The organism is Gracilibacillus boraciitolerans JCM 21714, from assembly GCF_000521485.1.
In the GTDB taxonomy this organism is placed as follows: domain Bacteria; phylum Bacillota; class Bacilli; order Bacillales; family Amphibacillaceae; genus Gracilibacillus; species Gracilibacillus boraciitolerans.
Genome location: NZ_BAVS01000039.1, coordinates 1 through 24,751, shown reverse-complemented (window position 1 = coordinate 24,751; position 24,751 = coordinate 1). Strand labels below are relative to the sequence as shown.

Below are 24,751 nucleotides of genomic sequence, written 5' to 3'. Positions count from 1 at the left end.
GATAGATGGAACTGTTTCTTTTCTTCTTTTTTCTTTTGCCTTGGCTGCTGCTAATTCTGTTTGAGGTTCTTCCAGGAAAAAGATACATAGGAAGCAAACGACTGCAGTTAATCCGATTACGATAAAAAACAGGGATGGACTAACCATTGTAAATATAGTCAGAAAAACGACAGCACCAATATTTCCATAAGCTCCCACCATTCCGGAAATTTGTCCAGTGACAGGTTTTTTGATCAAAGGTACCATGGCAAAGACAGCACCTTCGCCAGCCTGAACAAAGAAGGAACAACTAATCGTTACAAGGACAGCAACCCATATTGGCCAGCTAGAACCGATTAAAGCCATTCCAATATATCCAATGGCTAACCCACCTAAAAATATCATTAACATCCTTTTGCGACCAAATTTATCACTGAACCATCCGCCGCCTGGCCGCGACATTAAATTCATAAATGCAAAGCTCCCCGCAATAATACCTGCCTGGGCTACCCCTAAGGTAAATGTCTCTTCGAAAAATTGAGGTAACATGGAAACAACAGCTAATTCTGAACCAAACGTACAAAAGTAAGCGAAATTAAGGATGGCTACTTGTTTAAATGAGTATTTTTCTTTCTCTGGAACTCCTTGCCTCAAATGATCCTTATTTACGTTCCAAGTTTTTGAAAGATTATAAATAAACAACACTACAAGTGTGATGATAATAATCATCATAATATTGAAGCTAATAAAGTCTAAATCCCATAGCCGAAAACTTTGGAATATAAGAATGCCAAATAATGGAATGCTCATTAGCATTAATCCAATTAAATCTCGATAACTGGTGACTTCCAATGCTCCACTCCTTTTTGGTTTTTTGTAGGTTACACCTTCTGGAGTATCTTTTACTAATCGCAGGAACAGAAAACCATAAACCAAGCTAATTAAACCAGTTAATGCAATCGCATAGCGCCATCCTTCCTCACCGCCAAAAAGAATTGCTAAGGCAGGTAAAGTAATTGCAGCTGCAGCAGATCCGAAGTTTCCCCAGCCTCCGTAGATACCTTCTGCAAATCCTACATTTTTTTCGGTGAACCATTCAGAAACTAAACGAATTCCAATTACAAAACCAGCACCAATCAGTGCTAAAAATATCCTTGAAACCATTAATTGTGTAAATGAGTTGGATAATGCAAATGTGAAACATGGGATGCTTAAAATAATCAATAAGCTTGAAAAAACTCTTCTTGGTCCAAAACGGTCAACAAGCATACCGATAAATACTCGTGCTGGAATGGTAAGCGTCACGTTTGCTACAGCTAGCAGTGCGACTTCATCATTTGTTAAACCAAATTGTTTTTTTAAGGTGGTCATAAATGGTGCCATATTAAACCAAACTACAAATGTAATAAAAAATGCTAACGTTGTGAAGCCTAATGTTTTAATATTACCCTGATATCCTCTGCTCATAAAATCTACCTCCATATTGTTTTCATAGTTTCATTATATAAAAGTAGATTTAGCAAACAATGAAGTGGTAAAAAAACCTTACAGGATATTATTCATTACAAATGTTTATTATAGATTAAATCATGTAGATGGTGAGTCATTCAATTACTCTATTAATTCGATACGTACAACACTTAGCTTAAAACCAGGCATGCGGCAATAGGGATCCAACTGATCTGATACTAAGCGATTGACATTTTGTTTATCCGTCCAATGAAAGGGAACAAAAACAGTATCCTTACGAATGGATTCAGAAAATCTGCTTCTGACTATAATCCAGCCTTTCTCAGAAGTCACACGTACTAGAGAATCAGGAGCAATGTGATACGTTTCAGCTGTATCAGGATGTATTTCTAAACAAGCTTCAAAATCTCTGGCAGCTAAGGATGGACTTTTTCTTGTTTGTTCACCAGTTAAATAGTGTGACATCACCCGACCAGTTGTTAAATACAGTGGATAGTCCTTATTAGGTGTTGGTTTTGTTAGGGTGTTTTCAATCGAAATGACAGCCATTTTTGCTTTTTCGTTTACGTGAGCAAAAGACTTTTCAAATAATCGCTTTGTTCCTAATGATTCTGTTGAGGTACATGGCCATAAAATTCCTTGCCCGTTACGAAGTCGACTATAAGTTATACCGGAATAATCCGCTTTGCCTCCTTTGCTTGCAATACGCAGTTCTTCAAATATCTCTTGAGCTGATGTAAAGTTAAAAAACTTCCCTTTCCCCCATTTTTTTAGAAATATCACACAAAATTTCCCAATCATGTTTGGCTTCGCCCTGTATTGGATAACTGGCTTCCCGTAACATGACCCGTCCTTCGACATTTGTCACAGTTCCTTCATCCTCTAAATAGGAAGTCGTAGGAAGAACAAGGTCTGCCAGTTTGGCTGTTTCTGATAAAAATAAGTCGACAACAATTAAACATTTAAGCTTATTTAATGCTTGTTGAATAAGATTGGCATTTGGATTAGAAACGATCGGATTGGAACACATGACAAACATGCAGGTAATCTCTTCATCATTGACTTTTTCAAACATTTCATAAGCTGAGACACCCTTAGTTGGTAAAGATTTTTCATCGATACCCCCCCATACACCAGCGATGTACCGACGATCTTCTTCCTTTTCAATCGAACGATATCCTGGCAGTTGATCTGCTTTTTGACCATGCTCTCTTGCTCCTTGTCCGTTTCCCTGGCCAGTTATTGCTCCATATCCAGAATTCCGTTTGCCTATTTTTCCAGTCGCTAATAATAGGTTTAAAAAGCTTCTTACCGTGTCAGTTCCATTGATTTGTTGTTCGATACCTCTGGCAGTAAAAATCATTCCAGATGTTTCCTTTCCAAAAACGAGAGCAGTTTCATAAAGATCATCTAATGTAATTCCTGTTATTTTAGAAATTTCATCTAAATTTAACGATTGGACATAGCTTTTGACATCGGCAAAGTTTTCCGTGCGTTTTGCAATAAATGGATGATCAAGTAAATCTAAATCAATCATAATCTTTAAAATTCCATTTGCCAAAACGGCATCTGTCCCAGGTTTATTTTTAAGATGCAAGTCCGCTAGTTTTGTTGTACTGGTTTCTCTAGGATCAATCGCTATAATATAGGCACCATTTTCTTTAGCCTTTTCGAAATAAGGCATGATGGTAGGCTGGCATTCCGCGATATTCGTACCAGCGAGAATGATACATCGCGTATTTGAAATTTCTTGTATTGTATTGGTGAAACCTCTGTCCATGCCAAATGTTAAATTGGCCCCGGTTGCTGCCGAAGCCATACATAGCCTTCCATTATAATCGATATGTTTCGTTTCAAGGGCTACACGTGCAAATTTCCCCCAGTAAATATGCTTCTTCATTTGTGATTGAGGCACTACCATAAACAGCTACAGCATCCTTTCCATCCGTATCTTGTATTTTCTGAAACGTGTCTGCAATAAATTGATAGGCTTCTTCCCAAGAAATCGGCTGAAACATACCATTTATTTTTTTTAGTGGCTGCTTAATCCGATCGTGATGGAGAGCATGCTGATGTGCATTCATTCCTTTTACACAAAGACCTCCTTGAGAAGTTGGATTATCCTTGCCGATTGTTTTGTATTTTTTTCTTGAAACTACCTTTTGTTCAATTAATTGCATTTTGCATTGCATACTGCAATAGGGGGGGCACTGTGTATCATATACTTTTTCAGATTGAACCTTTTGCTGTTGATCACGGAAATACTTTAGCATTAATTCTGTCATTATTGTTCCATCCTTTCCTAGCGGGTAGAAATCGTCTTTTTGTTTTCGAATATCTTGATCTTTTTTTAGATTTTCTAATAATACTGTTTGAATGGTTGGGTCAAATAGAGCTTCGCGTATATGAATCATACCCGCTCGTTCTATCCAGGTTCCTATTTTTTCATTAAAATTAGCGGATTGTCGGTAGTATTGAATTAATGCCAGGGCAAACGTCCGTATTTCATCATGTGTTGTTGACACAGCGAATATGGTTTGCTTAGATGCAACAATAACGATTAACTCCCAGCCATGATTTGTTGCTAATATTGATAAATCAAAAAAGTGTTCGTTTAGTAGTGTTTTAGAATTGAATATTTTAACTTGTAGCTTACTAGGCATTGTAAGAAATTCAGTTTGTTTTTCGATTGTAGATGAAAGATCATATATAGCTTGAGAATGTTGTGGCACATTGTCATCAATTATTTGAACACTTTTTAAAATATTCTGATCAATGGAATGCAGCGACATATTTAGATCTGAGCAAAAGGGAAGGAGATCCTTCTGCTTTATTCCAGCTATTTTAAGACGTTGATCACTAGTTATGACTACCTTTGATAAGCGATAGGTAACGAGTACATCACTAATTTGTTGGATTTGCTTGACTGTCACTTTTCCACTATAAAATTGAGGAGTAACACTATATGTTCCGTCCGCTTCCAAGCAAGCATTCGTTTTAGAGTCAAGGTAAAAGAAGTGATCATCCTTTAGAAGTGCTGGATAGATCATTGTTAAATAATAATGTAAAGCTGGAATACATCGGTCACAACCATGCGGATTTTTCCAATCAAGCTGACAGAATACCTCATCAATATTTGTTAATTTTTGTTGCTGAATTTCATGAACTATCTCATCTTCTGTATAAGAGGTACATGAACAGAAACGGTTATCTTTAACTTTTTCATGGAAAAAATCACTTTGAATATAATCTAGTAATTCTTGTACAACTGGCTTACAGCCGCCACATGAACTGGAAGCTTTCGTGCATCTCTTCACATCATTAACGGTTTGCAAGTCTTCTGATAATACACGGTCGATGATACATCCTTTGGAAACACTGTTACATGTGCAAACATTCTCATTTCTAGGTAACTGTGCCGCGTAGGAGTTTTCAAGATGGATTGGCTGTAATAATTTAGATTTCTTATCATTTGGTATAAATTTTTGTTTTTTAATGCTATCAAGTAAAATAGGGCCTATCGTTGTGTCTCCAAATAAAACGGCACCAATCGCTTTATCATTTTTAAAAAGTATTTTTTTATAAGTTTCATTTATAGCATCATAGTTATAGATCGTCTTTGTTTTTTCTGTTTCATGAATTTGCCCAATGGAAAATAGATGGATCCCGGAGATTTTTAATTGAGTGTAAATGGTGGAACCACGATATTGTGCCTCTTGATCTGTAAGATGTTTAGCTAGTACTTCCGCTTGTTCATATAATGGTTTTACAAGACCATAAACATTCCCTTGATGTTCTGAACATTCTCCGACCGCGAAAATGTTCGGGTCGCTTGTTTTTAAGACGTTATTGACGATAATTCCTCTATTTGTCTGTAACTGTGCTTGCTGAGCTAAAGAAATATTTGGTCTTACACCCACCGCCATCACAATAAGATCCGTTTTAATCGAGGTGCCGTCTTTAAAATGTAACCCTTCGACACGATCTTTCCCATAAATCTCTGCTGATTCTTTTTCTAATAAAAATCGCATTCCTTGTTTTTCTAATGAATCCTTCAGCATCGTACCTGCTTGCTGGTCTAATTGGTTGTTCATTAATTGATCCGAAAGATGAATGACATCAACTTCCATTCCTAAGTTTAATAACCCTCTTGCTGCTTCTAACCCTAATAATCCGCCACCAATTACAGCGGCTTTACTGAATTGTTTTGCAGTGTCGATCATTTTTTTGCAGTCATCAATCGTTCTAAATGTCATCACGCCAGGTTTGTCGATACCAGGCAACGGTATAATGAAAGGATTTGAGCCTGTTGCAATAATGAGTCGATCATATTTAATTTGTTTCTGTTTATCGGTTGTCACCTTTTGCTGAACTCGATCAATAGATACTACTGTTTCATTTGGGTATAATGTTATATGATTTTGTTCATACCATTTCCAATCATGAAGGGTTATATCATCAAACGTCATATCACCCTGTAATACAGAAGAAAGCATGATGCGACTATAATTGGTATATGGCTCAGAACCAAAAATGGTAATATCATATAAAGAAGCATCTTCTTTTAATAAACATTCGATCGTCTTTAAACCTGCCATACCATTTCCAATTACGACAAGCTTCTGTTTATTCATTTATATCAAACCTCCTGGTGAAACTACAAAATTATATTGTTATCACCTCGAAGACTACCATGTAAAATCTTATATTGTCCGCGTTTGTGTCAGAAAATATAACGTCCTTTCTCATTAGATGTATGTAGAATACTTCAAAAACAACGTTAGATAATTTGACAAGAATCTGGAAAGAAAAAGTTCTAACCCATACGATGGGATTAAGTTGAATTTCCAAAATCTGATGTGGGGGGGACTTTACATGGATAAAAAAAGCTTGTTTTAATAGGAAATGGAATGGCAGGTATTCGAACAATTGAAGAAATAATCAAACTGTTACCAGATCAATTTGAAATTACGGTATTTGGCAAAGAACCGTATCCAAACTATAACCGGATTCAGTTATCAAAAGTGTTACAAGGCGATACGGAAATTAAAGATATCACTTTAAACGAATGGCAATGGTATGAAGATAATGACATCTTATTTTATCCTGGTGAAACAGTAACGAAAATTGATAAAGATAATCAAACGGTTTATACGGATAAGGGAAAAAAGACACCATATGACTCGCTAATCATTGCGACAGGGTCGAATCCATTTATGTTACCTTTACCGGGAGCTGATAAAGAAGGTGTAACGGCATTTCGTGATATTAAAGACTGTGAACGAATGATTGCCTCTGCAAAAAAGTATAAACGGGCAGCGGTTATTGGTGGAGGGTTATTAGGTTTAGAAGCAGCCAGGGGTTTATTAAATCTCGGAATGACGGTTGATGTAATTCATATTTCTGACTATCTAATGGAACGTCAACTGGATCGAACAGCAGGGGAAATGCTGCAAAAACAATTAGAAGAACAAGGGATGAATTTTTTATTAGAGAAACAAACGGCTGAAATAACTGGTAAAAAACGAGTGACTGGCTTGAAGTTTAAAGATGGAGGCGCTATTCCAGCAGATATAGTGGTGATGGCTGTAGGTATTAAACCGAATGTAGCGGTAGCACAAGAGGCAGGTATTGAAGTTAACAGAGGAATTGTAGTTAACGATCATATGGAAACGAATATTCCTAATATTTATGCAGTAGGGGAATGCGCTGAACATAATCAAATGGTTTATGGTTTAGTTGCTCCACTGTATGAGCAAGGTCAGACATTGGCAAAGCATATATGTGGGATGAATCATCAGGGTTATAAAGGATCGGTATTATCAACACAGTTAAAAGTGTCAGGTGTGGCTGTTTTTTCTTCTGGGCAAATCAATGAGACTGCTAATACGAAATCGATCAAGGTGTATGATGAATGGCAAAATACCTATAAAAAATCTTAGTAGAAGATGATAAGCTAACAGGTGCTGTATTGTTTGGTGATACAAAAGAAGGTACCAAATTGCTGAGTCTTATAAAAAAACAGGCAAGTGTGCAAGAATATCTTGATAGCCAGCAAGGGAGTGATGAGGGAGAAAGCATTGTAGCTTCAATGGGTGATGATGAAATCATATGTGGTTGTAATGGTGTCTCCAAGGGAGCTATTGTTCAGGCAATTAAAGCGGATGGTTTAACGTCTGTTGATGAAGTAAAAGGAGCAACCAATGCTTCCCGCTCTTGTGGAACATGTAAAAACCTTGTAAATGATCTGTTAACAGAGACACTTGGTGAAGAATACGAAGCAGATACGAAAGAAACAGTTTGTGCATGTACGGACTTATCTCGTGATGAAGTGATAGCTGAAATCAGGGAAAAAGGGTTAACACACACGAAGGAAGTTATGAATGTGCTGGAATGGAAAACAGAGGAAGGCTGTTCAAAGTGTAAACCAGCTCTAAATTACTATTTAGGGATGGTTTATCCGAAAGAACATAAAGATGAAAGAGAATCACGTTTTGTAAATGAACGCCTGCACGCGAACATTCAAAAAGATGGAACCTATTCCGTTGTACCAAGAATGTACGGTGGGGTTACAAATGCCAAAGATTTACGTACGATTGCTGATGTAGCAGATAAATATGACGTCGGTATGATTAAATTAACAGGTGGACAACGGATTGATTTATTAGGTGTAAAAAAAGAAGACTTACCAAACGTATGGAAGGACTTAGGAATGCCTTCTGGTTATGCTTACGGAAAATCAGTAAGAACAGTGAAAACGTGTGTTGGTGCAGAGTTTTGCCGATTTGGCACACAGGATTCTACAGGGATGGGAATTCAATTAGAGAAGAAATTTGAAGGTTTAAATACGCCTCATAAAGTAAAAATGGGTGTATCAGCTTGCCCACGTAACTGTGCAGAAGGCAGTATTAAAGACGTAGGTGTTGTTGGGTTAGATGGTGTGTGGGAAGTATATGTTGGTGGGAACGGTGGTACCGAATTACGAAAAGCAGAACTGTTGACCAAAGTGAAATCACAAGAAGAAGTACTGGAATATACAGCTGCATTTTTACAATATTATCGCGAGAATGCTAGATACCTAGAAAGATCGTCACATTATGTAGAACGTGTAGGGATTGAACACGTAAAAGAAGTTGTTAACGATCCGCAATTACGTTATGAACTAAATGAACGGATGGATGAAGCTTTAGGCGTATATAAAGAGCATGGAATGAAGTATTGGAAAGTGAGACAACTTTAAAAGATCTTTATCAGAAAGTCATAGCGAAATAAAAAGGATGGGGGAAAACATAATGGAACAGACGATAAGAGAGGTATTTATTAGTAACTATGATGAATTACCGGTTCGTTTAGGTAAAGCAGTAGTAATTGAAGACAGAGAAATAGCTGTCTTTCGGCTTACCAATGGCAATGTCAAGGCGATTGAAAATAAGTGTCCACATCGTGGGGGGGGAGTTTTATCAGAAGGAATGATTAGTGGTGAGCATGTATTTTGTCCACTACACGATTGGAAAATTAATGTGAATGATGGCTTAGTGCAGGCACCTGATAAAGGTTGTGTGCAAACATATAAGACGAGGATTGAAGGTAATCAGGTGTACGTTGAGTTGCCACAGTAATAATGTAGAATATATGGTCTATATGCTTGTCTTTAATAAATAAAGCTATAGGAATGGTGGGAAAACAAATGGGGGGGAAAGTTTATTTGATCGGAGCAGGCCCTGGAGATCCTGAATTAATTACAGTGAAAGCATTAAAAGCAATACAACGAGCAGACGTTATTTTATATGACAGGCTTGTCAATCAAGATTTATTAAAAGAAGCTAGGGCAGACACTAATCTTATTTATTGTGGAAAGTTGCCAAAAGTACATCATATGAAACAAGAAACCATTAATCATCTGCTAGTTAAATATGGAAAAAAGGATAGAAATGTAGTACGCTTAAAGGGTGGAGATCCTTTTGTATTTGGAAGAGGTGCGGAAGAAGCGATAGCTTTAGCAAAAAATGGTGTGGAATATGAAGTGATTCCAGGCATAACTTCAGGAATAGCTGTTCCCGCCTATGCAGATATTCCGATCACCCATAGGGAGTTAGGACGTTCTTTTGCGGTGGTTACAGGTCATTGCAAGAATGGAAAACCAGCAGAAATACAGTGGGAATATTTAGCGAAATCAGTCGATACACTGGCAATCTATATGGGTATGAGTAACTTATCTTATATTACAGAGAAACTACTAGACTCTGGTAAATCAGCTCAGACACCGATTGCCATCATTCAGGAAGGCACAACTGCTAATCAGAAAGTTGTAAAAGGTACACTTCAATCGATTGTGAATATAGTGGAACAACATAACATGAGAAATCCTGCTATGATTGTAGTAGGAGATGTGGTGAAAGTGAGTAATACATTGCAATATTTAAAAGAACGGTATCAGGAGCAAAGCAGAGAAATTCCAGCCTTAGAAGCATATTAGGAGTGAAAACCTTGGAAGCTGTCATCTATATGTGTCATGGAAGTCGTGTACCACAAGCAAAGATGGAATCTTTTGCGTTAATTGATCGAGTAAAAAAAGGCGTGACTGTTCCGATTCAAGAAACGTGTTTTCTGGAATTACAAGATCCAACACTATCAGAAGTAGTTAGAAAAGTAGTCGATAAAGGCGTTACTAAGATAATAGTCATGCCTATTTTATTACTGACTGCCGGCCATGCCAAGAAAGATATTCCAGAAATGATAGGTGAAGAAAAATCGAAGTATCCTGATGTTACTTTTATATATGGCAGGGCGATAGAAGTTGAGCGTAAAATGGTCGATGTATTAGTGGAACGGATTAAGGAATGTACAGCAACAGTAGAACATTATGATATCTTATTAGTCGGCAGAGGCAGCAGTGATATGAATGCGATAGCAGATACGGAACAAATCGTAACTATGTTAAGACAGCATTATCCAGCTAATACGATCGAAAAATGCTTTCTTGCAGCAAGCAAACCAAAATTCGAGGAATTTCTAACTGCAAAAATTAAACAGAAAAAGTCTGTTTTGATCCTTCCCTATATACTTTTTACCGGGTTATTAGATGTTGGGATAAAAGATTTTATTAATCAACTTAGGTTGGTCGATGGACAAGAAATTTTACTTGCTGACTATTTAGGCCATCATCGATATGTTTCTGATATATTAATTGATCGTGTCAGAGAAGCTAAAGAAGGAGCGGGCATTCATGCAGCAATGGTTAAAAGAAGTAGCTAGAGGTCAAAAGGGTTCTAAAGATTTGGACTATCAAACAACCATAGCGTTAGCAGATCAAATTTTTTCTGGAGAGGCTACAGATTCGCAAATAGCTGCATATCTTGTTGCAGAGAGAATTAAAACAGAATCTGCTGATGAATTATTGGCTTTTATTCATACCTTAAAGAACCATTCCGTTCGCTTAGATATTTCAGAACACATCAAAGAAAAGCTCATAGATTTTGCAGGGCCTTATAATGGTCGTAACTCTTTTGCAGCAACCATTCCAGTTTCCTTATTATTAGCAGATCAAGGAATACCTGTATTTCTTTCAGCAAGTGATACATTGCCACCGAAATATGGAACGTCTCTAAAATCGATAATGATAGCATTAGGTGTTGATGTAACTATAACCGGAGAAAAAGTGAAGAATAGTATCGAAGAGGAATTATTTGGATTTGTGGATACGGAAAATTATAGTAAACCATTAAAGGCAGTTCGTCATATACGAGAAGAGATAGGGGTACGAACATTATTTAATACGGTAGAAAAGCTTGTTAATCTGTCAAAAGCTAAGAATGTGATGCTGGGTGCTTTTCATCGAACAGCGATTAATAAATTAAATGATGTTTTTAAGCAGTTAAACTATAATCACGTCTATATTGTTCAAGGTTTGGAAGGATCTGAGGATGTCCCTGTTCATCGCAATAGCTTTGTATTTGATTGGACACCAACTAATTTAGCATCATTTACAGTCAAACCAAAGGAATATGGACTTGAATGTAAAGAGTATGATAAATCAAAGCGATTATCTGCAAAAGAACAGGCAGATATTATTCGTTCGATTCTAGCTGGTGAAATGAAATCAGAGTATACTTATTACTATAACCAAATAGTATTAAATGCAGGATTACGATATTATTTATTTCATCATACAAACACAATTAAACAAGGAATCGCTATTGCTAAAGAGCAGCTTGAGAGTGGTAAGGGATTAGTTACACTTGAAGCGATTATAAAAAACAAATGTAGAAAATAACTATCTTTTACATTTGTTTTTTAATTTGTTTAAAAAAACTTGTTGATTGTTTTTGTCATAAATAGGATCTTCAACAATATCTTGTAACAACCTGCGTTTTTCAGCAGGGTCTAACTTAATCTGTTTGATTAACTGTCTGGCCTCATATAAGAAGTCGATATAGGATTCATAGTTTTCAGGTAGCAGTGAGTCAATCTCTTTTTTGATTCGTTTTGCAAGCAGGGGACTGGCACCGTCAGTTGAAATCGCAATTTGTAAACGACCTCTTTTTAAAATAATGGGAAAATGTATCGTTCCTCGGTCGGCATGGTGTGCGGCATTTATCCATGCTGTTTTAGGTGCTTGTTGAATGATCTGGTTATTTATTTTTTTATCATTTGTAGCAATTATAATAAGATGGGCCTCTGCTAAATAGTTACTTTTAAAACTTGTATTTATCCAGTTAATTTTATTTACAGCGATCATTTCGTGCATGATGTCCGTAACGTCAGGACTAATAATCGTCAGACTTTCTTTGTAATCCAATAAATGACGTAACCGTCGTTCAGCGACTTTCCCTCCACCAATGATTACAATTTCTTTATCTGTTAAGTTAATAAATAGTGGTAAAAGAGTTATTTTAATCACTTCCATTCTCTTCTTTTTCATAAGCAATTATCAGATAAGGTAAAAAATTCTATTTCGGAGAGAATTTTCTTTGAACTAGGAATGGTAGCTTCCTATTTATAGACATACTTTATTGTATTACTCGATACTAGTTAAGGCAAGCTAATTGACAGATGTTGTCACGATTACTTACACTATAAGTAGCTTTTATATAAATGATAGACGATATTTCGAATTTGAGATAAAATGTTATTAAGGAAGGTGTAAGGATGAAACATATATTTAAAGAAGGAAAAAGCTTAAAAGGACCAACGTTCTTATTACTTCATGGAACAGGTGGATCAGAAAATGATCTACTACCACTTGCAGAAATAATGGATCCAGATGCAAATATTTTATCTGTAAGAGGCAGTGTATCTGAGAATGGAATGGCACGATTTTTCAAGCGCTTAGCTGAAGGGGGTTTTTGATGAAGAAGACTTAATTCTTCGTACTAAGGAGTTATATGAATTTTTAGATGAAGCAGCAGAAGAATATGGATTTGATCGCAATTATGTGATTGCTGTAGGCTATTCCAATGGCGCCAACATTGCAGGAAGCTTGTTATTCCATTACCAGGATGTCTTAAACGGTGCAATTTTACATCATCCAATGGTGCCTATAAGAAATATAGATTTACCCGATCTGGCAGGGGGTAAAGGTTTTAATTACTGCTGGACAAAATGACCCTATGGTTAAAGTACAGGAAATAAAGGAATTAGAGTCAATCCTTACTAGTAATGGTGCAGAAGTTTACTTGCATTGGGAAAATAATGGTCATCAATTAGCAGGAACAGAAGTAGAAGCAGCAAAAGACTGGTATCAAAAGAATATAGTTTAATTGAAAGCTATGTACTCTCATTCGAGATACATAGCTTTTTTTGGATTATAGCTCTGGTCTGTTTTGTACTGTCTATATTGATCTACAGGGTACGCAATGTTGAAGCGGCAACTTTACTGTGATTAAACCGATTTTTAAATTTGGGGGGGTTACTTTCTGCTTTATGTTGCTAGGAGGTACTTATTTTGGACTTGTTCAGGGACAATATGTTGCCTGGATTTCATTCGGATATTTATTTGGTGCAATCCTGGGCTATTTGTTGACAGAAATGCTATTACAAATTTAACAATTATGAAAGTAATGACGTTTCAGGGAATGAAGCAAACATGACAGATCCAAAATTAATCCAGCAAGTCATTGATCTTCATCAGATTATTCTCAAAAACAAACAATAACAAACTCCGCATAATATAGTGTATATCGAGGAATCTGTTGAATTATTTTTCACATACTATTTGGAAAATGGTCAAAAAATGAGTCGTAATTACTTTATCCCATCAAATGAAAAGATAAAAGAGTGGCTTCGACCAATATTAAATTCAGAAAGCTATAAACGTTCTCAAGTTAAATGGTTATATGATGATATTAGTAAATTTTCGTTAATAACACTTTATGGAAATCAAGAGCACAAAGTTATAACTAATCAGAGTACTATGATTCAAATAATAGATGCTTTGAAGAAAGATTATTTGAGTGCTTCTTATGATGAGATCAATCGTAGTTATTATCAAGAATTTGCAAGTATGGAATTTTAAAAAAAGAATAATGAGCTCTATCATATGCCAATTGCTAGTCGTTTTAAAAATCTAAAGCAAGTTCAGGAAAAAGAGCAATTGGACCAGGGAATTTTGCTTGATAAGGAAAATATAACGATGGCAGCAGTAACAAGGGTTAACGCTGATAACTTCGAAACGTTTCATGTGTTACCTCATTTAAAGGAAGTGGATCAAAGTAAGTGGATGGTGACACAAGATCAAGATCAAATTGATCAATTGATACCTCTATTTGATCAGGAAATATAGATGGTGATTGGGAAATTGGAGTATATGATTCCGATTCTCGAAGTTTCGTTACAAGTTTCCGACTAAAACAGGAACAATTACCATCATTTGTATCGGATTATTTTAAATAACTTGATAGAAGAGGTGTCAATATGAGTACAGAAAAGATCTATGAACAACTGTTTGAACAGTATCAGACTAAGCTGTATTACAATGCGCTAAAATTGTAAAGGATCAGCAATTAGCAGAAGATGTTGTTCAAGAGTCATGGATAAAAATATATAATCATTTAGATGAAAAAAAATTGGTAATCTTGAAGGATGGCTACGAACCATTACTACCCGGACTGCAATAGACGTATTACGAAAAGAGAAACGCTTTATGTTTGATGATCCTTCTTTATTGAAAGAAATTAATATATGTGCCACTAATGAAGTGGAAGAACAGTTTAATTGGAAAACTACCTTCGATGATTTAGAACAATGTATCAATAAAAATGAAAATTTAAAGATTGTTTTTGAATTAAAGTATAGACAAGAATTAAATGAGCATCAAATAGCTGCTATCCTAAATATTACACAATCTGCTGTTAAAACACGAATTTTTCGAGCTCGACAATTAATTAAGCAAAGTTATAATTATCAAGATGTTGACTTATTGAAACCAGGAGCTTAAAATGTTCCTGGTTTTTTCTTTTGAAATTTAGGTATATAATGGAGCAAGTCATGAGTATCAAAAATAATCTTTATTTTAGTTAAAGGAGTCTGTGATGAGTTATATTATATATGTTGTACTTCCTTGGATTTTCTTATCCTTATTTACGATAGGAGTTATTTATAGCGTCGTAAAGAAACTACCTTATTGGTGGGGATTTTTAAGTTGTGCAGCTGGAGTAATTATATATTTAATTGGAAATGAAATCGTAGGTGGGTATAACGGAATGAGTTTAAGCCTGATAGGAGCTTTACCATTTACTATCGGATTATTTATTTTATTCTTTTTATTTATAGGAAGTAAGTTCCAGTAATTCCTTCAACAGCTAAGAGTAGATATCGCTAAGATGCGCAAAATAATTCTGTACCCATAACAAATTGGAGGGATACAGATGAAAAGAAGAGTATTGCCAATGTTGGCTTCTATTGGTATAGGAGCATATGCTTATTATCAAATGAAAAAAAATAAGACAATGTAGCTTAGAAGAAAACTTGGCAACTGCCAAGTTTTCTTTCGTTATTATTATTTGCTATAATAAAAGAGGATTTAATTAATTATAAATGAAGGGATTTGAAATAATGGGAAAACAATACACAGGCTATATTGGATCATACACAAAAAAAGAAAGCAAAGGTGTTTATCGATTTACTCTAGATACAGATGAAAAAAAGTTAAAAAATGTGGAAGTGGCTGCACCTCTTGATAACCCTACCTATTTAACAGTGACAAAGGACAATCGTTTCGTATATGCTGTTTCAAAGGAAGGGAATAAGGGTGGTATTACTGCATTTGAAATCACCGATTCAAATGGAACATTAAAGAAATTGAATAGCCAGGCAAGTGACGGTTCAGCACCATGCCATGTAAGTGTTAAAAGCGATAATAGCTTGGTGGTGACTGCTAATTATCATACGAAACAGGTAGAAGCTCATAAAACAAATCAAGATGGTTCTTTACAGTCTGCAAAAGCAGTAGAACAGGAAGGTGATGGTCCACATGAAAGGCAAGAAAAACCTCATTTGCATTTTGCAGGCTTCACACCTGACGAACAATTTGTAATTGTAGTTGATCTAGGAAGTGACACAATCACAACCTATCTTCCAAATGCAGATCAGCTTGAGAAAGTAAGTGTCTTACATACCAAACCAGGCAGTGGTCCTCGCCATTTAGCATTTCAACCAAATGGAAATTACGCATATGTAATGACGGAATTAAGTAATGAAGTTATTGTATTAGAGTATAATAATGAAGGTACATTTAAAGAAATACAATATATTACCACATTGCCAGAAAATTATGCGGAAATTAGTCAGGGTAGTGCTATTCATATTTCTAGTGATGGCCGTTTTGTTTATGCGGGGAATCGAGGGCATAATTCAATAGCAGTTTACCGTGTTATGGAAGACTTCACTGTAGAATTTATAGAATGGACAGATACAGAAGGAGACTGGCCACGTGATTTTGTTTTAGATCCTAGTGAGCAGTTTATTGTTGCATCTAATCAGGAGTCAGGAAATCTAACTTTATTTGAAAGAGATCAAGAGAAAGGTACCCTGACCTTGTTGCAAAAAGATGTAAAAGCACCCGAAGCAGTGTGTTTGAAATTTTTACATGAATAGAACACATACTGAAAATGATTGATTAAAAAATTGAACAAATTAATAATTTCTTAAGTCATGAAAGAAGGCCACTTATTATAAGGTGGCCTTTTATCATGGACTAAAGCTTACGTTTTGATGTATTTAGTTATATGTTTCGTGTATCGTTTAATCAATTGTTCGGTTATTGATATCTACATCGATTAAATCAAGATTCTCTTTGGACTCATATCTGGAAATAAAGCCATCACCATGACAAATAGAACAGGTGTAACGCCATTCCTCATCATCCATTAGCAATCCAGTACCTTCACATGCTTTACACTTCATATGTTGTGATCCCATTGATGTACATCCTTTCGATTTTAGCTTTGTTTTTGTTTAATCCAATTGATAATACCACCTTGCAAAATAATATCGATGTGACGAGGGGTTAGGTCGTGTCTAACTGTTATCGTATGGTCAGTACCTTTTACTTTAACATCAAAAGTATTACTGTTTTGAATCGACTGATGTATATTTCGAAACTCTAATATATTATCTTGTGAGATTTTATGAAAGTCATTTTTATCTTCAAAAGTTAAAGGTAGAATTCCAAAGTTAATTAAATTTTGTAAATGGATACGGGCAAAGTCTTTCACAAGCACTACTTTTAGTCCTAAATATCTAGGTGCTAATGCAGCGTGCTCTCGGCTCGAACCTTGTCCATAGTTACTGCCTCCTAGAAGCATATGTCCACCACTGTCACGTTTCTTCATTGCCTTTTCATAATAATTATCATCTACCATTTCAAAAGCAAAAGTACTTATTCTTTGAATATTACTTCTAAATGGTAATACGCGAGATCCGCCAGCCAAAATTTCATCTGTAGAAATATTATCACTCATCTTTAAAAGAACAGGAAGATTGAAATTGTCTTCAATTGGTTTAAAGTCAGGAATTGATGTAATATTTGGCCCTTTTTCTAATGTTATACTATCCTCTTTAGGGGGGGATGGTGCTTCAAACATATGTTCTGTTTCGAATTTTTTTGGCTCCTGTATTTTTGGATATTTTATGTTTAACGTTCTAGGATCGGTAATTTTTCCCGTTAGCGCGGACGCTGCTGCTGTCTCAGGACTACATAAGAAAACACTGTCTTCTTTTGTCCCAGAACGACCCGGGAAGTTTCGTGGGGGGGTGGTTCGTAAACTGTTTCGCCCAGTTGCAGGTGCTTGTCCCATACCAATACAGCCATTACATCCAGCCTGATGCATCCGTGCTCCGGCAGATATTAGATTCCCAATATGGCCGTTTTCAACCAACTGCTCTAATAACTGCCTGGAAGTCGGATTTATATCAAAGGAAATACCTGCTGCAATTTTTTTGCCTTTTACAATTTCACCGGCGATAGCGAAATCTCTAAAACCTGGGTTTGCTGAAGATCCAATATAAGATTGATAAATAGACTCTCCTTCGATTTCTTTAACCGGTACAACATTTCCAGGGCTAGACGGTTTTGCGATGAGAGGTTCTAATGTGGATAAATCGATATGTTCTTCTTCATCATACTTAGCGCCACGGTCCGCTTTTAATTCTATCCAATCTTCCTCACGACCTTGTTGCTTTAAGAAGTGCTTTATTTCTTTATCTGAAGGAAAGACAGTGGCAGTTGCACCTAATTCTGCCCCCCCATATTAGCGATAACATGACGATCCATAGCAGAAAGTTCTTTAACACCTGGTCCGTAATATTCGATAATTTTGCCAACTCCGCCTTTTACGTCATAACGTCGAAGCATTTCAAGTATGACATCTTTAGCACTCACCCAGTCAAGCAGTTTTCCTGTTAGTTTAACACCCAACACTTTAGGCATCTTAATATAATAAGGTTCTCCTGCCATCGCCATTGCTACATCAATTCCACCTGCACCAATAGCTAACATTCCCATGCAACCATTTGCACAAGTATGGCTATCAGATCCAAGCAGCGTTTTTCCTGGTTTTGCTAACTGTTGCATGTGAACGGGATGCTTACGCCGTTCCCGGGTCTGCTGTAATAAATTCCAAATTTGCGGGTTGCACTTCTTAAAAATAGGTGATCATCAGCATTGCGATAATCTTCTTGAATAAGATTGTGGTCCACGTATTGAGCAGATGCTTCCGTTTTAACTCGATCGATACCCATTGCTTCTAATTCAAGCATAACCATTGTTCCGGTAGCATCCTGAGTTAATGTCTGATCAATTTTTAATCCGATTTCCTGACCTGGTTTCATATTTCCCGATATTAAATGTTGTTTTATTAATTTTTGTGCTACATTATGTTTCATCATTACGTCCTCCTTAAAAAGAACTCCACAAAATTTAGCATACACCTTATTTTATATATTACACATTTAAAGTTTTTATAAACCATTAGTTAGTATTCGGACTAGAATAGCCAGAAAAATTTTAATGCAATGAAGGGTGTATATCGATGAAATCTTAATCAAACAGGGAGGAGATTTGATCGATAAACATTTTTAATTCATAAATATAAAAATAAAGCCACCCACGAAAATAAAGGATCGTGGATGGCTTATTATGTTAGATCATGACTTTGCACATGTCATTTGTTAATGCTACAGGGTCCTCAATTGGTAACCCTTCAATAAGTAATGCTTGGTTATATAATATGTTTGTATATAGTCTTACTTTTTCTTTATCTGAGCCATGTGCGCGAACTAATGCTTGAAAAATATCATGCTTGTTGTTAATTTCTAAAACTTTTGTTGCTTCAATATTTTGATTGTCGGGCATTTGTTTTAAGATTTTTTCCATTTCAATTGATACATCCCCCCCTTCAGCAGATAAGCATACAGGATGTGATTTTAGACGAGTGGATAATTTTACATTCTTCACTTTATTGCCTAAGATTTCTTTCATTTCATTTAGCAAATCTTTGTGTTCTTCTTTTTGCTTTTCAGCTTCTTTTTTTGTTTCTTCGTCTTCAAGATCAAGATCTCCGCTTGATACATTTTTAAATTCTTTTCCATCATAATTGATTAGCATTTTAATGGCGAATTCATCGACTTCATCTGTAAAATAAAGAATTTCATATCCTTTATCCTTTACCATTTCTGTTTGAGGAAGTTTTTCAATACGGTCATGGGATTCTCCATTAGCATAGTAGATGTGTTCCTGATCCTCAGACATGCGTTCTACATATTCTTTTAAAGTAACAAGTTTTTCCTCGCTTGAAGAATAAAAGAGTAATAGATCCTTCAACTTATCCTTGTTGGCACCATATTGATTGTAAACACCAAATTTTATTTGACGGCCAAATGCTTCATAGAATTTCTCGTATTTGTCACGATCATTTTTCAGCATACTTATTAAATGATTTCTTACCTTCTTTTCAATGTTTTTGGCAATTAGCTTAACTTGACGATCCTGCTGTAAAATCTCGCGAGAAATGTTTAATGAGAGATCTTCAGAATCGACAATACCCCGGACAAAGCTATAGTGGTCCGGTAAAAGGTCAGCACATTTTTCCATAATTAACACACCATTTGAATAAAGTTCTAGGCCTTTTTCAAAATCGTGAGAATAATAGTTAAAAGGTAACTGTTCAGGAATATACAGGATCGATTGGAATCGAACCATGCCATCGACACTGATATGAAGATGACTTAATGGTTTATCGAAGCCAAAATGTTTATCCTGATAAAAAGCTTCATAATCTTCATCTTTTAATTCTTGTTTATTTTTTCTCCAAATCGGAATCATACTATTAATGGTTTGTTCTTCGATAACATCTTCTAATTCTTCGTCACTGTCATCTTTAGGACGTTGTTCGGTTATATCCATTTTAATTGGATAACGAATGAAATCGGAATATTTTTTGATAATTGATTTTAATTCATATTCTTCTAAAAAATCATCATAGCTTTCTTCTTCTTCATTTTCTTTTAAATAAATGATGATGTCTGTCCCAACATCTTTTTTATCATATGCTTCAATGGTATATCCTTCGACACCATCTGATTCCCATTTAAATCCTTCATCACTGCCAAGGGCGCGAGTATACACAGTTACTTTATCAGCCACCATAAACGAAGAATAAAACCCAACACCGAATTGTCCAATAATTTCTTGACCATCCTGCATTTTAACTTCATTTTTGAAAGCGAGGGAACCACTTTTTGCGATAGTTCCTAAGTTATCTTCTAATTCTTCTTTGGTCATGCCGATACCCGTATCTCTTACAGTTAAAGTACGATCCGTCTTGTTTGCTTCAATTCTGATGTAGAAGTCATCTTTATTAAAAGAAATACTATCATCTGTCAATGCTTTATAGTAGATTTTATCAATGGCATCACTTGCGTTGGAAATCAGTTCTCGTAAGAAAATTTCTTTTTGCGAATAAATGGAATGAACCATCATTTCAAGTAGACGCTTGGATTCAGCTTGGAATTGCTTTTGTTCCATAGAATATCTCCTCCTTTATTTCATGTTCAAATATGTAATTTAGCACTCTTTTAAGTTGAGTGCTAACACATAATAATTATCATAAAATTTCAGGTGTGTCAAGGAAAATTCCATTTCGATATAGTCCGGTATCTTATCTTTATTTATAACTTATTAATTGTGATATTATGGGTATAATTATAGGTAAAAATTAGTATATTCCATAAGCTTTTATCATTATTGTCAGTATTTAATTAAGTTAAAACATCAATACTATATGTTACAATCAAGTTATCCAATCAAAAGATTTTAGGAAAGGAAGAAAAAAATGAATCAATCACAACCATTTAAAAGAGTATTTTTAATTGTATTAGATTCTGTCGGTATAGGAGAAGCACCAGACGCTGAACAATTTGGTGATAAAGGTGCTGACACTTTAGGACATATTGCTGCACATATGAACGGACTTAATATGCCGAATACAGGGAAATTAGGATTAAGTAATATAAGGGAAATTCAAGGGATTGAAAAAACAAGTCAACCGTTAGCACATTATACTAAAATGCAAGAAGCATCAAATGGGAAAGATACGATGACAGGACATTGGGAAATTATGGGCTTACATATAGAACAGCCGTTTCAAACATTCCCTGATGGTTTCCCCCCCGATGACCTGGTTCAACAGATTGAAAAAGAAACTGGTCGTAAAGTCATCGGGAATAAACCAGCATCAGGAACAGCGATAATTGAAGAACTAGGCGAAGAGCATATGAAAACGGGTGATTTAATTGTTTACACTTCTGCTGATCCTGTCATACAAATTGCTGCCCATGAAGACATTATCCCAATTGACGAACAATATAAAATTTGTGAAATTGTAAGAGAGTTAACTAAAAATGATAAATATATGATAGGACGCGTAATTGCACGTCCATTTATCGGTAAGCCTGGTGCCTTTGAACGTACCTCTAACAGACATGATTATGCATTAAAGCCTTTTGGAAGAACGGTAATGAATGAGCTTGCTGATGCGGGTTATGACGTTATTGCATTAGGTAAAATAGCTGATATCTATGATGGAGAAGGTGTAACAGAAGCGATAAGAACGGATGATAATGATGATGGGATGGAAAAATTCATTCAATCGATGGATAAAGAATTTAATGGTCTTAATTTCCTGAATCTAGTTGACTTTGATGCCAAGTATGGACATCGCCGTGATCCACAAGGATATGGAGAAGCATTAGAGACCTTTGATAAACGACTACCTGAAGTATTAAGTAAATTACGTGAAGGGGGGGATTTGTTGCTCATTACAGCAGATCATGGGAATGATCCTGTCCATCATGGAACTGATCATACAAGAGAGTTTGTACCATTGTTAGTGCGACATAATTTAATAACAGAAGGTAAAAAATTAGATGATAGAGAAACTTTTGCAGATATCGGTGCCACTATTGCTGAAAATTTTGGTGTAACCTTACCGTTAAACGGGAAAAGTTTTTTAAAGGATATTGAATAATTAGGAGGAATAGTAATGACGCAGTTATTTGAAACAACCGCTTTTCTAAAAAATAAAATATCAAAGCATCCTAAAATTGGACTTATTTTAGGCTCAGGACTTGGAATGCTCGCAGATGAAATAGAAAATCCCACGAAAATTAAATATGAAGAAATTCCTGGTTTCCCCCCCGTTTCTACAGTAGAAGGCCATGCAGGTCAGTTAGTTATTGGAAATATACAAGGAATAGAAGTAATTGCGATGCAGGGACGTTTTCATTTTTATGAAGGATATGGTTTAGATGCAGTTACGTTTCCAGTTCGTGTAATGAAAGAATTAGGAATTGAAAAACTTATTGTCACAAATGCTGCTGGCGGTATTAAGCAAGATCTGGAACCTGGTGACTTAATGCTAATAACCGATCACATCAATAATACCGGGCAAAATCCGTTAATCGGTAAAAATATAAGTGAACATGGAGTTCGTTTTCCTGATATGTCAACAGCATATGATCGCAATTTACAAAAGATCGCCAAACAGGCAGCTGAGAAAATGGATTTAAAACTTAAAGAAGGAGTTTATGTTTGGAATACAGGTCCAAGTTATGAAACGCCAGCAGAGATTCGTTCCCTGGCAACAATCGGTGGTGATGCAATTGGGATGTCTACAGTCCCAGAGGTTATTGTTGCCTGTCATGCTGGTATCCAGTGTGTTGGTATTTCTTGTATTTCAAATATGGCAGCAGGAATTTTAGATCAACCCTTATCCCATAACGAAGTAATCGAAACTACCGAAAAGGTTCGGGAATCTTTTTTGCAGTTTGTTAAGCAACTGATTAAAGATATTGGTTAAGGAGGAACTCTGATGGAACAAAAGTTAATAGAAGAAGCTAAGAAAGCGCGTGAAAAAGCCTATGTCCCATACTCTAAATTTAAAGTCGGTGCTGCATTGTTAGATGACCAAGGCACTATTTTTCACGGGTGTAACATTGAAAATGCTGCATATTCGATGTGTAACTGTGGGGAAAGAACGGCATTATTTCATGCCTATGCTACAGGTTCTAAAAACTTTAAAATGATGGCGGTTGTAGCTGATACAGATCGGCCTGTATCTCCTTGTGGAGCATGTCGACAAGTACTCGCTGAACTCTGTGACGGTGACATGAAGGTTATCTTAACAAACATGCAGGGGGGGGAAATACAGGAAACAACCGTTAGTGAGTTGCTTCCAGGGGGGGCTTTTACCTCGGAGGATTTATCTAAAAGTTAAGTTTACGCAGCATCTTAGCTTCAAACGTTGATTATAAAAGGATAAGTAATATTATAACAAGTTTTTGCAAGCTAGCTGTAATGGCGTTAAAATTTCATTATATCTATTATAAAATAAGGAGGAACAGTTTAATATGACATTAGCAAATAAAATTGATCATACCGCATTAAAGCCAGACACTACAAAGGAACAAATTGAGACCCTGTGTAATGAAGCAAAATTATATGGTTTTTATTCTGTTTGTGTTAACCCAACTTGGGTTCCGCTTGCAACAGAGTTACTAAAAGGTACAGATATAGCTGTTTGTACGGTTATTGGATTTCCATTAGGTGCTACTGCATCACCAGTAAAAGCTTTCGAAACTAAATATACGATCGAAAAAGGTGCAACTGAAGTAGATATGGTAATTAATGTTGGGCACTTAAAAGATGGAAGTCATGAAGCGGTTCAGCAAGATATCGAAGCAGTGGTACAGGCGGCTGCGGGTAATGCTCTTGTTAAAGTAATTATTGAAACCTGTTTATTGACTGATTCTGAGAAACAAAAGGCATGTCAGTTAGCGGTGGCAGCAGGTGCTGATTATGTAAAAACCTCAACCGGTTTTTCCACTGGAGGCGCCACAACAGAAGATATCGCCTTAATGCGTAAGACAGTTGGACCAGATATCGGTGTGAAAGCATCAGGCGGTGTTCGTGATCAGAAAACGGCCCAGGCGATGGTTGATGCAGGAGCATCCAGAATCGGTGCAAGCTCAAGTGTTTCGATAGTAAAAGAAGAAGATAGTAATAGCGATTATTAAAGTGGGGGGATACAGTCTAAATAAAGGCTGTATCCTTTTTTATTGCTTAGGAAATTATAAAATGTTCTACTGTGGATTATTCGGATTCCTTTGTTTAGCCACGTCCAGCTCCGAGCGCCAAAAACTATGCAACTTCACGAATCGCCCTACGATAATTCATCATCGGTTCGTAAACTCACCGTGATTCCTTTATCTCAGTTGATTCGCTCCAGTCGCTACGTTTTTTAACGGA

Annotated in this window: 18 protein-coding genes and 5 pseudogenes; 16 read left to right on the top strand and 7 right to left on the bottom strand. The window is 36.0% G+C overall.

What is annotated here, in order from left to right:
- The 3 genes and pseudogenes from JCM21714_RS15985 to nirB (JCM21714_RS23260) form a co-directional block, all read right to left on the bottom strand.
- The coding region (locus JCM21714_RS15985) for a NarK family nitrate/nitrite MFS transporter (RefSeq protein ID WP_200868470.1) at positions 1-1,446 on the bottom strand (1,446 nt) is incomplete at its 3' end.
- Positions 1,447-1,590: 144 nt separating this feature from the next.
- Positions 1,591-3,734, bottom strand: a pseudogene (gene nasC, locus JCM21714_RS23265) (assimilatory nitrate reductase catalytic subunit NasC).
- A gap of 54 nt (positions 3,735-3,788) precedes the next feature.
- Positions 3,789-6,083, bottom strand: a pseudogene (nirB, locus tag JCM21714_RS23260) (nitrite reductase large subunit NirB); the annotation flags it as partial.
- Between the two features lie 276 nt (positions 6,084-6,359).
- Between nirB (JCM21714_RS23260) and nirB (JCM21714_RS15970) the strand changes: the two are divergent.
- The 5 genes and pseudogenes from nirB (JCM21714_RS15970) to JCM21714_RS15950 all read left to right on the top strand — a co-directional run bounded on the left by nirB (JCM21714_RS15970) (position 6,360) and on the right by JCM21714_RS15950 (position 11,722).
- A pseudogene (gene nirB / locus JCM21714_RS15970) lies at positions 6,360-8,721 on the top strand (nitrite reductase large subunit NirB).
- 20 nt (positions 8,722-8,741) lie between these two features.
- Positions 8,742-9,068 (top strand): nitrite reductase small subunit NirD, encoded by a 327-nt coding sequence (gene nirD / locus JCM21714_RS15965; RefSeq protein WP_148295069.1) that lies wholly within the window; start codon positions 8,742-8,744, stop codon positions 9,066-9,068.
- A 68-nt stretch (positions 9,069-9,136) separates the two neighbouring features.
- The gene (gene cobA, locus JCM21714_RS15960; RefSeq protein ID WP_035725855.1) at positions 9,137-9,925 is read left to right on the top strand and encodes a uroporphyrinogen-III C-methyltransferase; all 789 of its coding nucleotides are present in this window, start codon (positions 9,137-9,139) and stop codon (positions 9,923-9,925) included.
- 11 nt (positions 9,926-9,936) lie between these two features.
- The gene (locus JCM21714_RS15955; protein WP_035725852.1) at positions 9,937-10,704 is read left to right on the top strand and encodes a sirohydrochlorin chelatase; all 768 of its coding nucleotides are present in this window, start codon (positions 9,937-9,939) and stop codon (positions 10,702-10,704) included.
- Positions 10,676-11,722, top strand: a complete 1,047-nt coding sequence (locus JCM21714_RS15950) for an anthranilate phosphoribosyltransferase (protein WP_035725849.1) — start codon at positions 10,676-10,678, stop codon at positions 11,720-11,722. Before JCM21714_RS15955 ends, JCM21714_RS15950 begins: the two co-directional genes overlap by 29 nt.
- Here JCM21714_RS15950 and JCM21714_RS15945 read toward each other — a convergent pair whose 3' ends face one another.
- Positions 11,723-12,370 carry an NAD(P)-binding protein gene (locus tag JCM21714_RS15945; RefSeq protein WP_084040898.1) on the bottom strand — a complete coding sequence of 216 codons (648 nt, stop codon included), beginning with the start codon at positions 12,368-12,370 and terminating at the stop codon, positions 11,723-11,725. It abuts the gene before it with no gap.
- Between the two features lie 227 nt (positions 12,371-12,597).
- Between JCM21714_RS15945 and JCM21714_RS15940 the strand changes: the two are divergent.
- The 7 genes and pseudogenes from JCM21714_RS15940 to JCM21714_RS15915 all read left to right on the top strand — a co-directional run bounded on the left by JCM21714_RS15940 (position 12,598) and on the right by JCM21714_RS15915 (position 16,542).
- Positions 12,598-13,208 (top strand): annotated as a pseudogene (locus JCM21714_RS15940) (alpha/beta hydrolase).
- 118 nt (positions 13,209-13,326) lie between these two features.
- Positions 13,327-13,494, top strand: a complete 168-nt coding sequence (locus JCM21714_RS22335; RefSeq protein ID WP_235182970.1) for a hypothetical protein — start codon at positions 13,327-13,329, stop codon at positions 13,492-13,494.
- Between the two features lie 127 nt (positions 13,495-13,621).
- Positions 13,622-13,963, top strand: coding sequence for a DUF6449 domain-containing protein (locus JCM21714_RS15935; RefSeq protein WP_148295068.1), 342 nt, complete (start codon positions 13,622-13,624; stop codon positions 13,961-13,963).
- A 24-nt stretch (positions 13,964-13,987) separates the two neighbouring features.
- A complete protein-coding gene (locus JCM21714_RS15930) occupies positions 13,988-14,230 on the top strand; it encodes a hypothetical protein (protein WP_035725841.1) in 243 nt (80 codons plus the stop codon).
- A 360-nt stretch (positions 14,231-14,590) separates the two neighbouring features.
- A complete protein-coding gene (locus JCM21714_RS15925) occupies positions 14,591-14,884 on the top strand; it encodes an RNA polymerase sigma factor (protein ID WP_035725839.1) in 294 nt (97 codons plus the stop codon).
- Between the two features lie 94 nt (positions 14,885-14,978).
- On the top strand, positions 14,979-15,236 hold the full coding sequence (locus tag JCM21714_RS15920) for a hypothetical protein (protein WP_035725837.1): 258 nt from the start codon (positions 14,979-14,981) through the stop codon (positions 15,234-15,236).
- A 265-nt stretch (positions 15,237-15,501) separates the two neighbouring features.
- Positions 15,502-16,542: a lactonase family protein gene (locus JCM21714_RS15915; protein ID WP_035725856.1), complete on the top strand. Its 1,041-nt coding sequence runs from the start codon at positions 15,502-15,504 to the stop codon at positions 16,540-16,542.
- A gap of 147 nt (positions 16,543-16,689) precedes the next feature.
- On the opposite strand, the gene JCM21714_RS20435 is transcribed toward JCM21714_RS15915, so the two are convergent.
- The 3 genes and pseudogenes from JCM21714_RS20435 to htpG all read right to left on the bottom strand — a co-directional run bounded on the left by JCM21714_RS20435 (position 16,690) and on the right by htpG (position 20,971).
- Positions 16,690-16,866: a hypothetical protein gene (locus JCM21714_RS20435; protein ID WP_162833712.1), complete on the bottom strand. Its 177-nt coding sequence runs from the start codon at positions 16,864-16,866 to the stop codon at positions 16,690-16,692.
- Positions 16,867-16,886: 20 nt separating this feature from the next.
- Positions 16,887-18,831: pseudogene (locus tag JCM21714_RS15910) on the bottom strand (aconitate hydratase).
- Between the two features lie 256 nt (positions 18,832-19,087).
- A complete protein-coding gene (gene htpG / locus JCM21714_RS15905) occupies positions 19,088-20,971 on the bottom strand; it encodes a molecular chaperone HtpG (RefSeq protein WP_035725835.1) in 1,884 nt (627 codons plus the stop codon).
- Positions 20,972-21,278: 307 nt separating this feature from the next.
- Here htpG and deoB point away from each other — a divergent pair, with 307 nt between their 5' ends.
- The 4 genes from deoB (at position 21,279) to deoC (ending at position 24,519) form a co-directional block, all read left to right on the top strand.
- A complete protein-coding gene (gene deoB / locus JCM21714_RS15900; protein WP_035725834.1) occupies positions 21,279-22,472 on the top strand; it encodes a phosphopentomutase in 1,194 nt (397 codons plus the stop codon).
- Between the two features lie 15 nt (positions 22,473-22,487).
- Positions 22,488-23,303, top strand: a complete 816-nt coding sequence (locus JCM21714_RS15895) for a purine-nucleoside phosphorylase (RefSeq protein ID WP_035725832.1) — start codon at positions 22,488-22,490, stop codon at positions 23,301-23,303.
- Positions 23,304-23,315: 12 nt separating this feature from the next.
- Entirely contained in the window at positions 23,316-23,720 is a 405-nt protein-coding gene (locus JCM21714_RS15890) for a cytidine deaminase (protein WP_439644495.1), read from the top strand.
- A 133-nt stretch (positions 23,721-23,853) separates the two neighbouring features.
- A complete protein-coding gene (deoC, locus tag JCM21714_RS15885; protein ID WP_035725826.1) occupies positions 23,854-24,519 on the top strand; it encodes a deoxyribose-phosphate aldolase in 666 nt (221 codons plus the stop codon).
- The last annotated feature ends 232 nt before the right edge of the window (positions 24,520-24,751 follow it).

What these genes read in the sequence shown, in the direction of transcription:
- JCM21714_RS15915 (WP_035725856.1), top strand. Translation starts at nt 15,502, where the DNA reads ATGGGAAAACAATACACAGGCTATATTGGATCATACACAAAAAAAGAA.
- JCM21714_RS15890 (WP_439644495.1), top strand. Translation starts at nt 23,316, where the DNA reads ATGGAACAAAAGTTAATAGAAGAAGCTAAGAAAGCGCGTGAAAAAGCC.
- JCM21714_RS15930 (WP_035725841.1), top strand. Translation starts at nt 13,988, where the DNA reads ATGCCAATTGCTAGTCGTTTTAAAAATCTAAAGCAAGTTCAGGAAAAA.
- JCM21714_RS15950 (WP_035725849.1), top strand. Translation starts at nt 10,676, where the DNA reads ATGCAGCAATGGTTAAAAGAAGTAGCTAGAGGTCAAAAGGGTTCTAAA.
- htpG (WP_035725835.1), bottom strand. Translation starts at nt 20,971, where the DNA reads ATGGAACAAAAGCAATTCCAAGCTGAATCCAAGCGTCTACTTGAAATG.
- JCM21714_RS20435 (WP_162833712.1), bottom strand. Translation starts at nt 16,866, where the DNA reads ATGGGATCACAACATATGAAGTGTAAAGCATGTGAAGGTACTGGATTG.
- JCM21714_RS15895 (WP_035725832.1), top strand. Translation starts at nt 22,488, where the DNA reads ATGACGCAGTTATTTGAAACAACCGCTTTTCTAAAAAATAAAATATCA.
- JCM21714_RS15920 (WP_035725837.1), top strand. Translation starts at nt 14,979, where the DNA reads ATGAGTTATATTATATATGTTGTACTTCCTTGGATTTTCTTATCCTTA.
- JCM21714_RS15945 (WP_084040898.1), bottom strand. Translation starts at nt 12,370, where the DNA reads ATGAAAAAGAAGAGAATGGAAGTGATTAAAATAACTCTTTTACCACTA.
- nirD (WP_148295069.1), top strand. Translation starts at nt 8,742, where the DNA reads ATGGAACAGACGATAAGAGAGGTATTTATTAGTAACTATGATGAATTA.
- deoC (WP_035725826.1), top strand. Translation starts at nt 23,854, where the DNA reads ATGACATTAGCAAATAAAATTGATCATACCGCATTAAAGCCAGACACT.
- JCM21714_RS15925 (WP_035725839.1), top strand. Translation starts at nt 14,591, where the DNA reads ATGTTTGATGATCCTTCTTTATTGAAAGAAATTAATATATGTGCCACT.
- deoB (WP_035725834.1), top strand. Translation starts at nt 21,279, where the DNA reads ATGAATCAATCACAACCATTTAAAAGAGTATTTTTAATTGTATTAGAT.
- cobA (WP_035725855.1), top strand. Translation starts at nt 9,137, where the DNA reads ATGGGGGGGAAAGTTTATTTGATCGGAGCAGGCCCTGGAGATCCTGAA.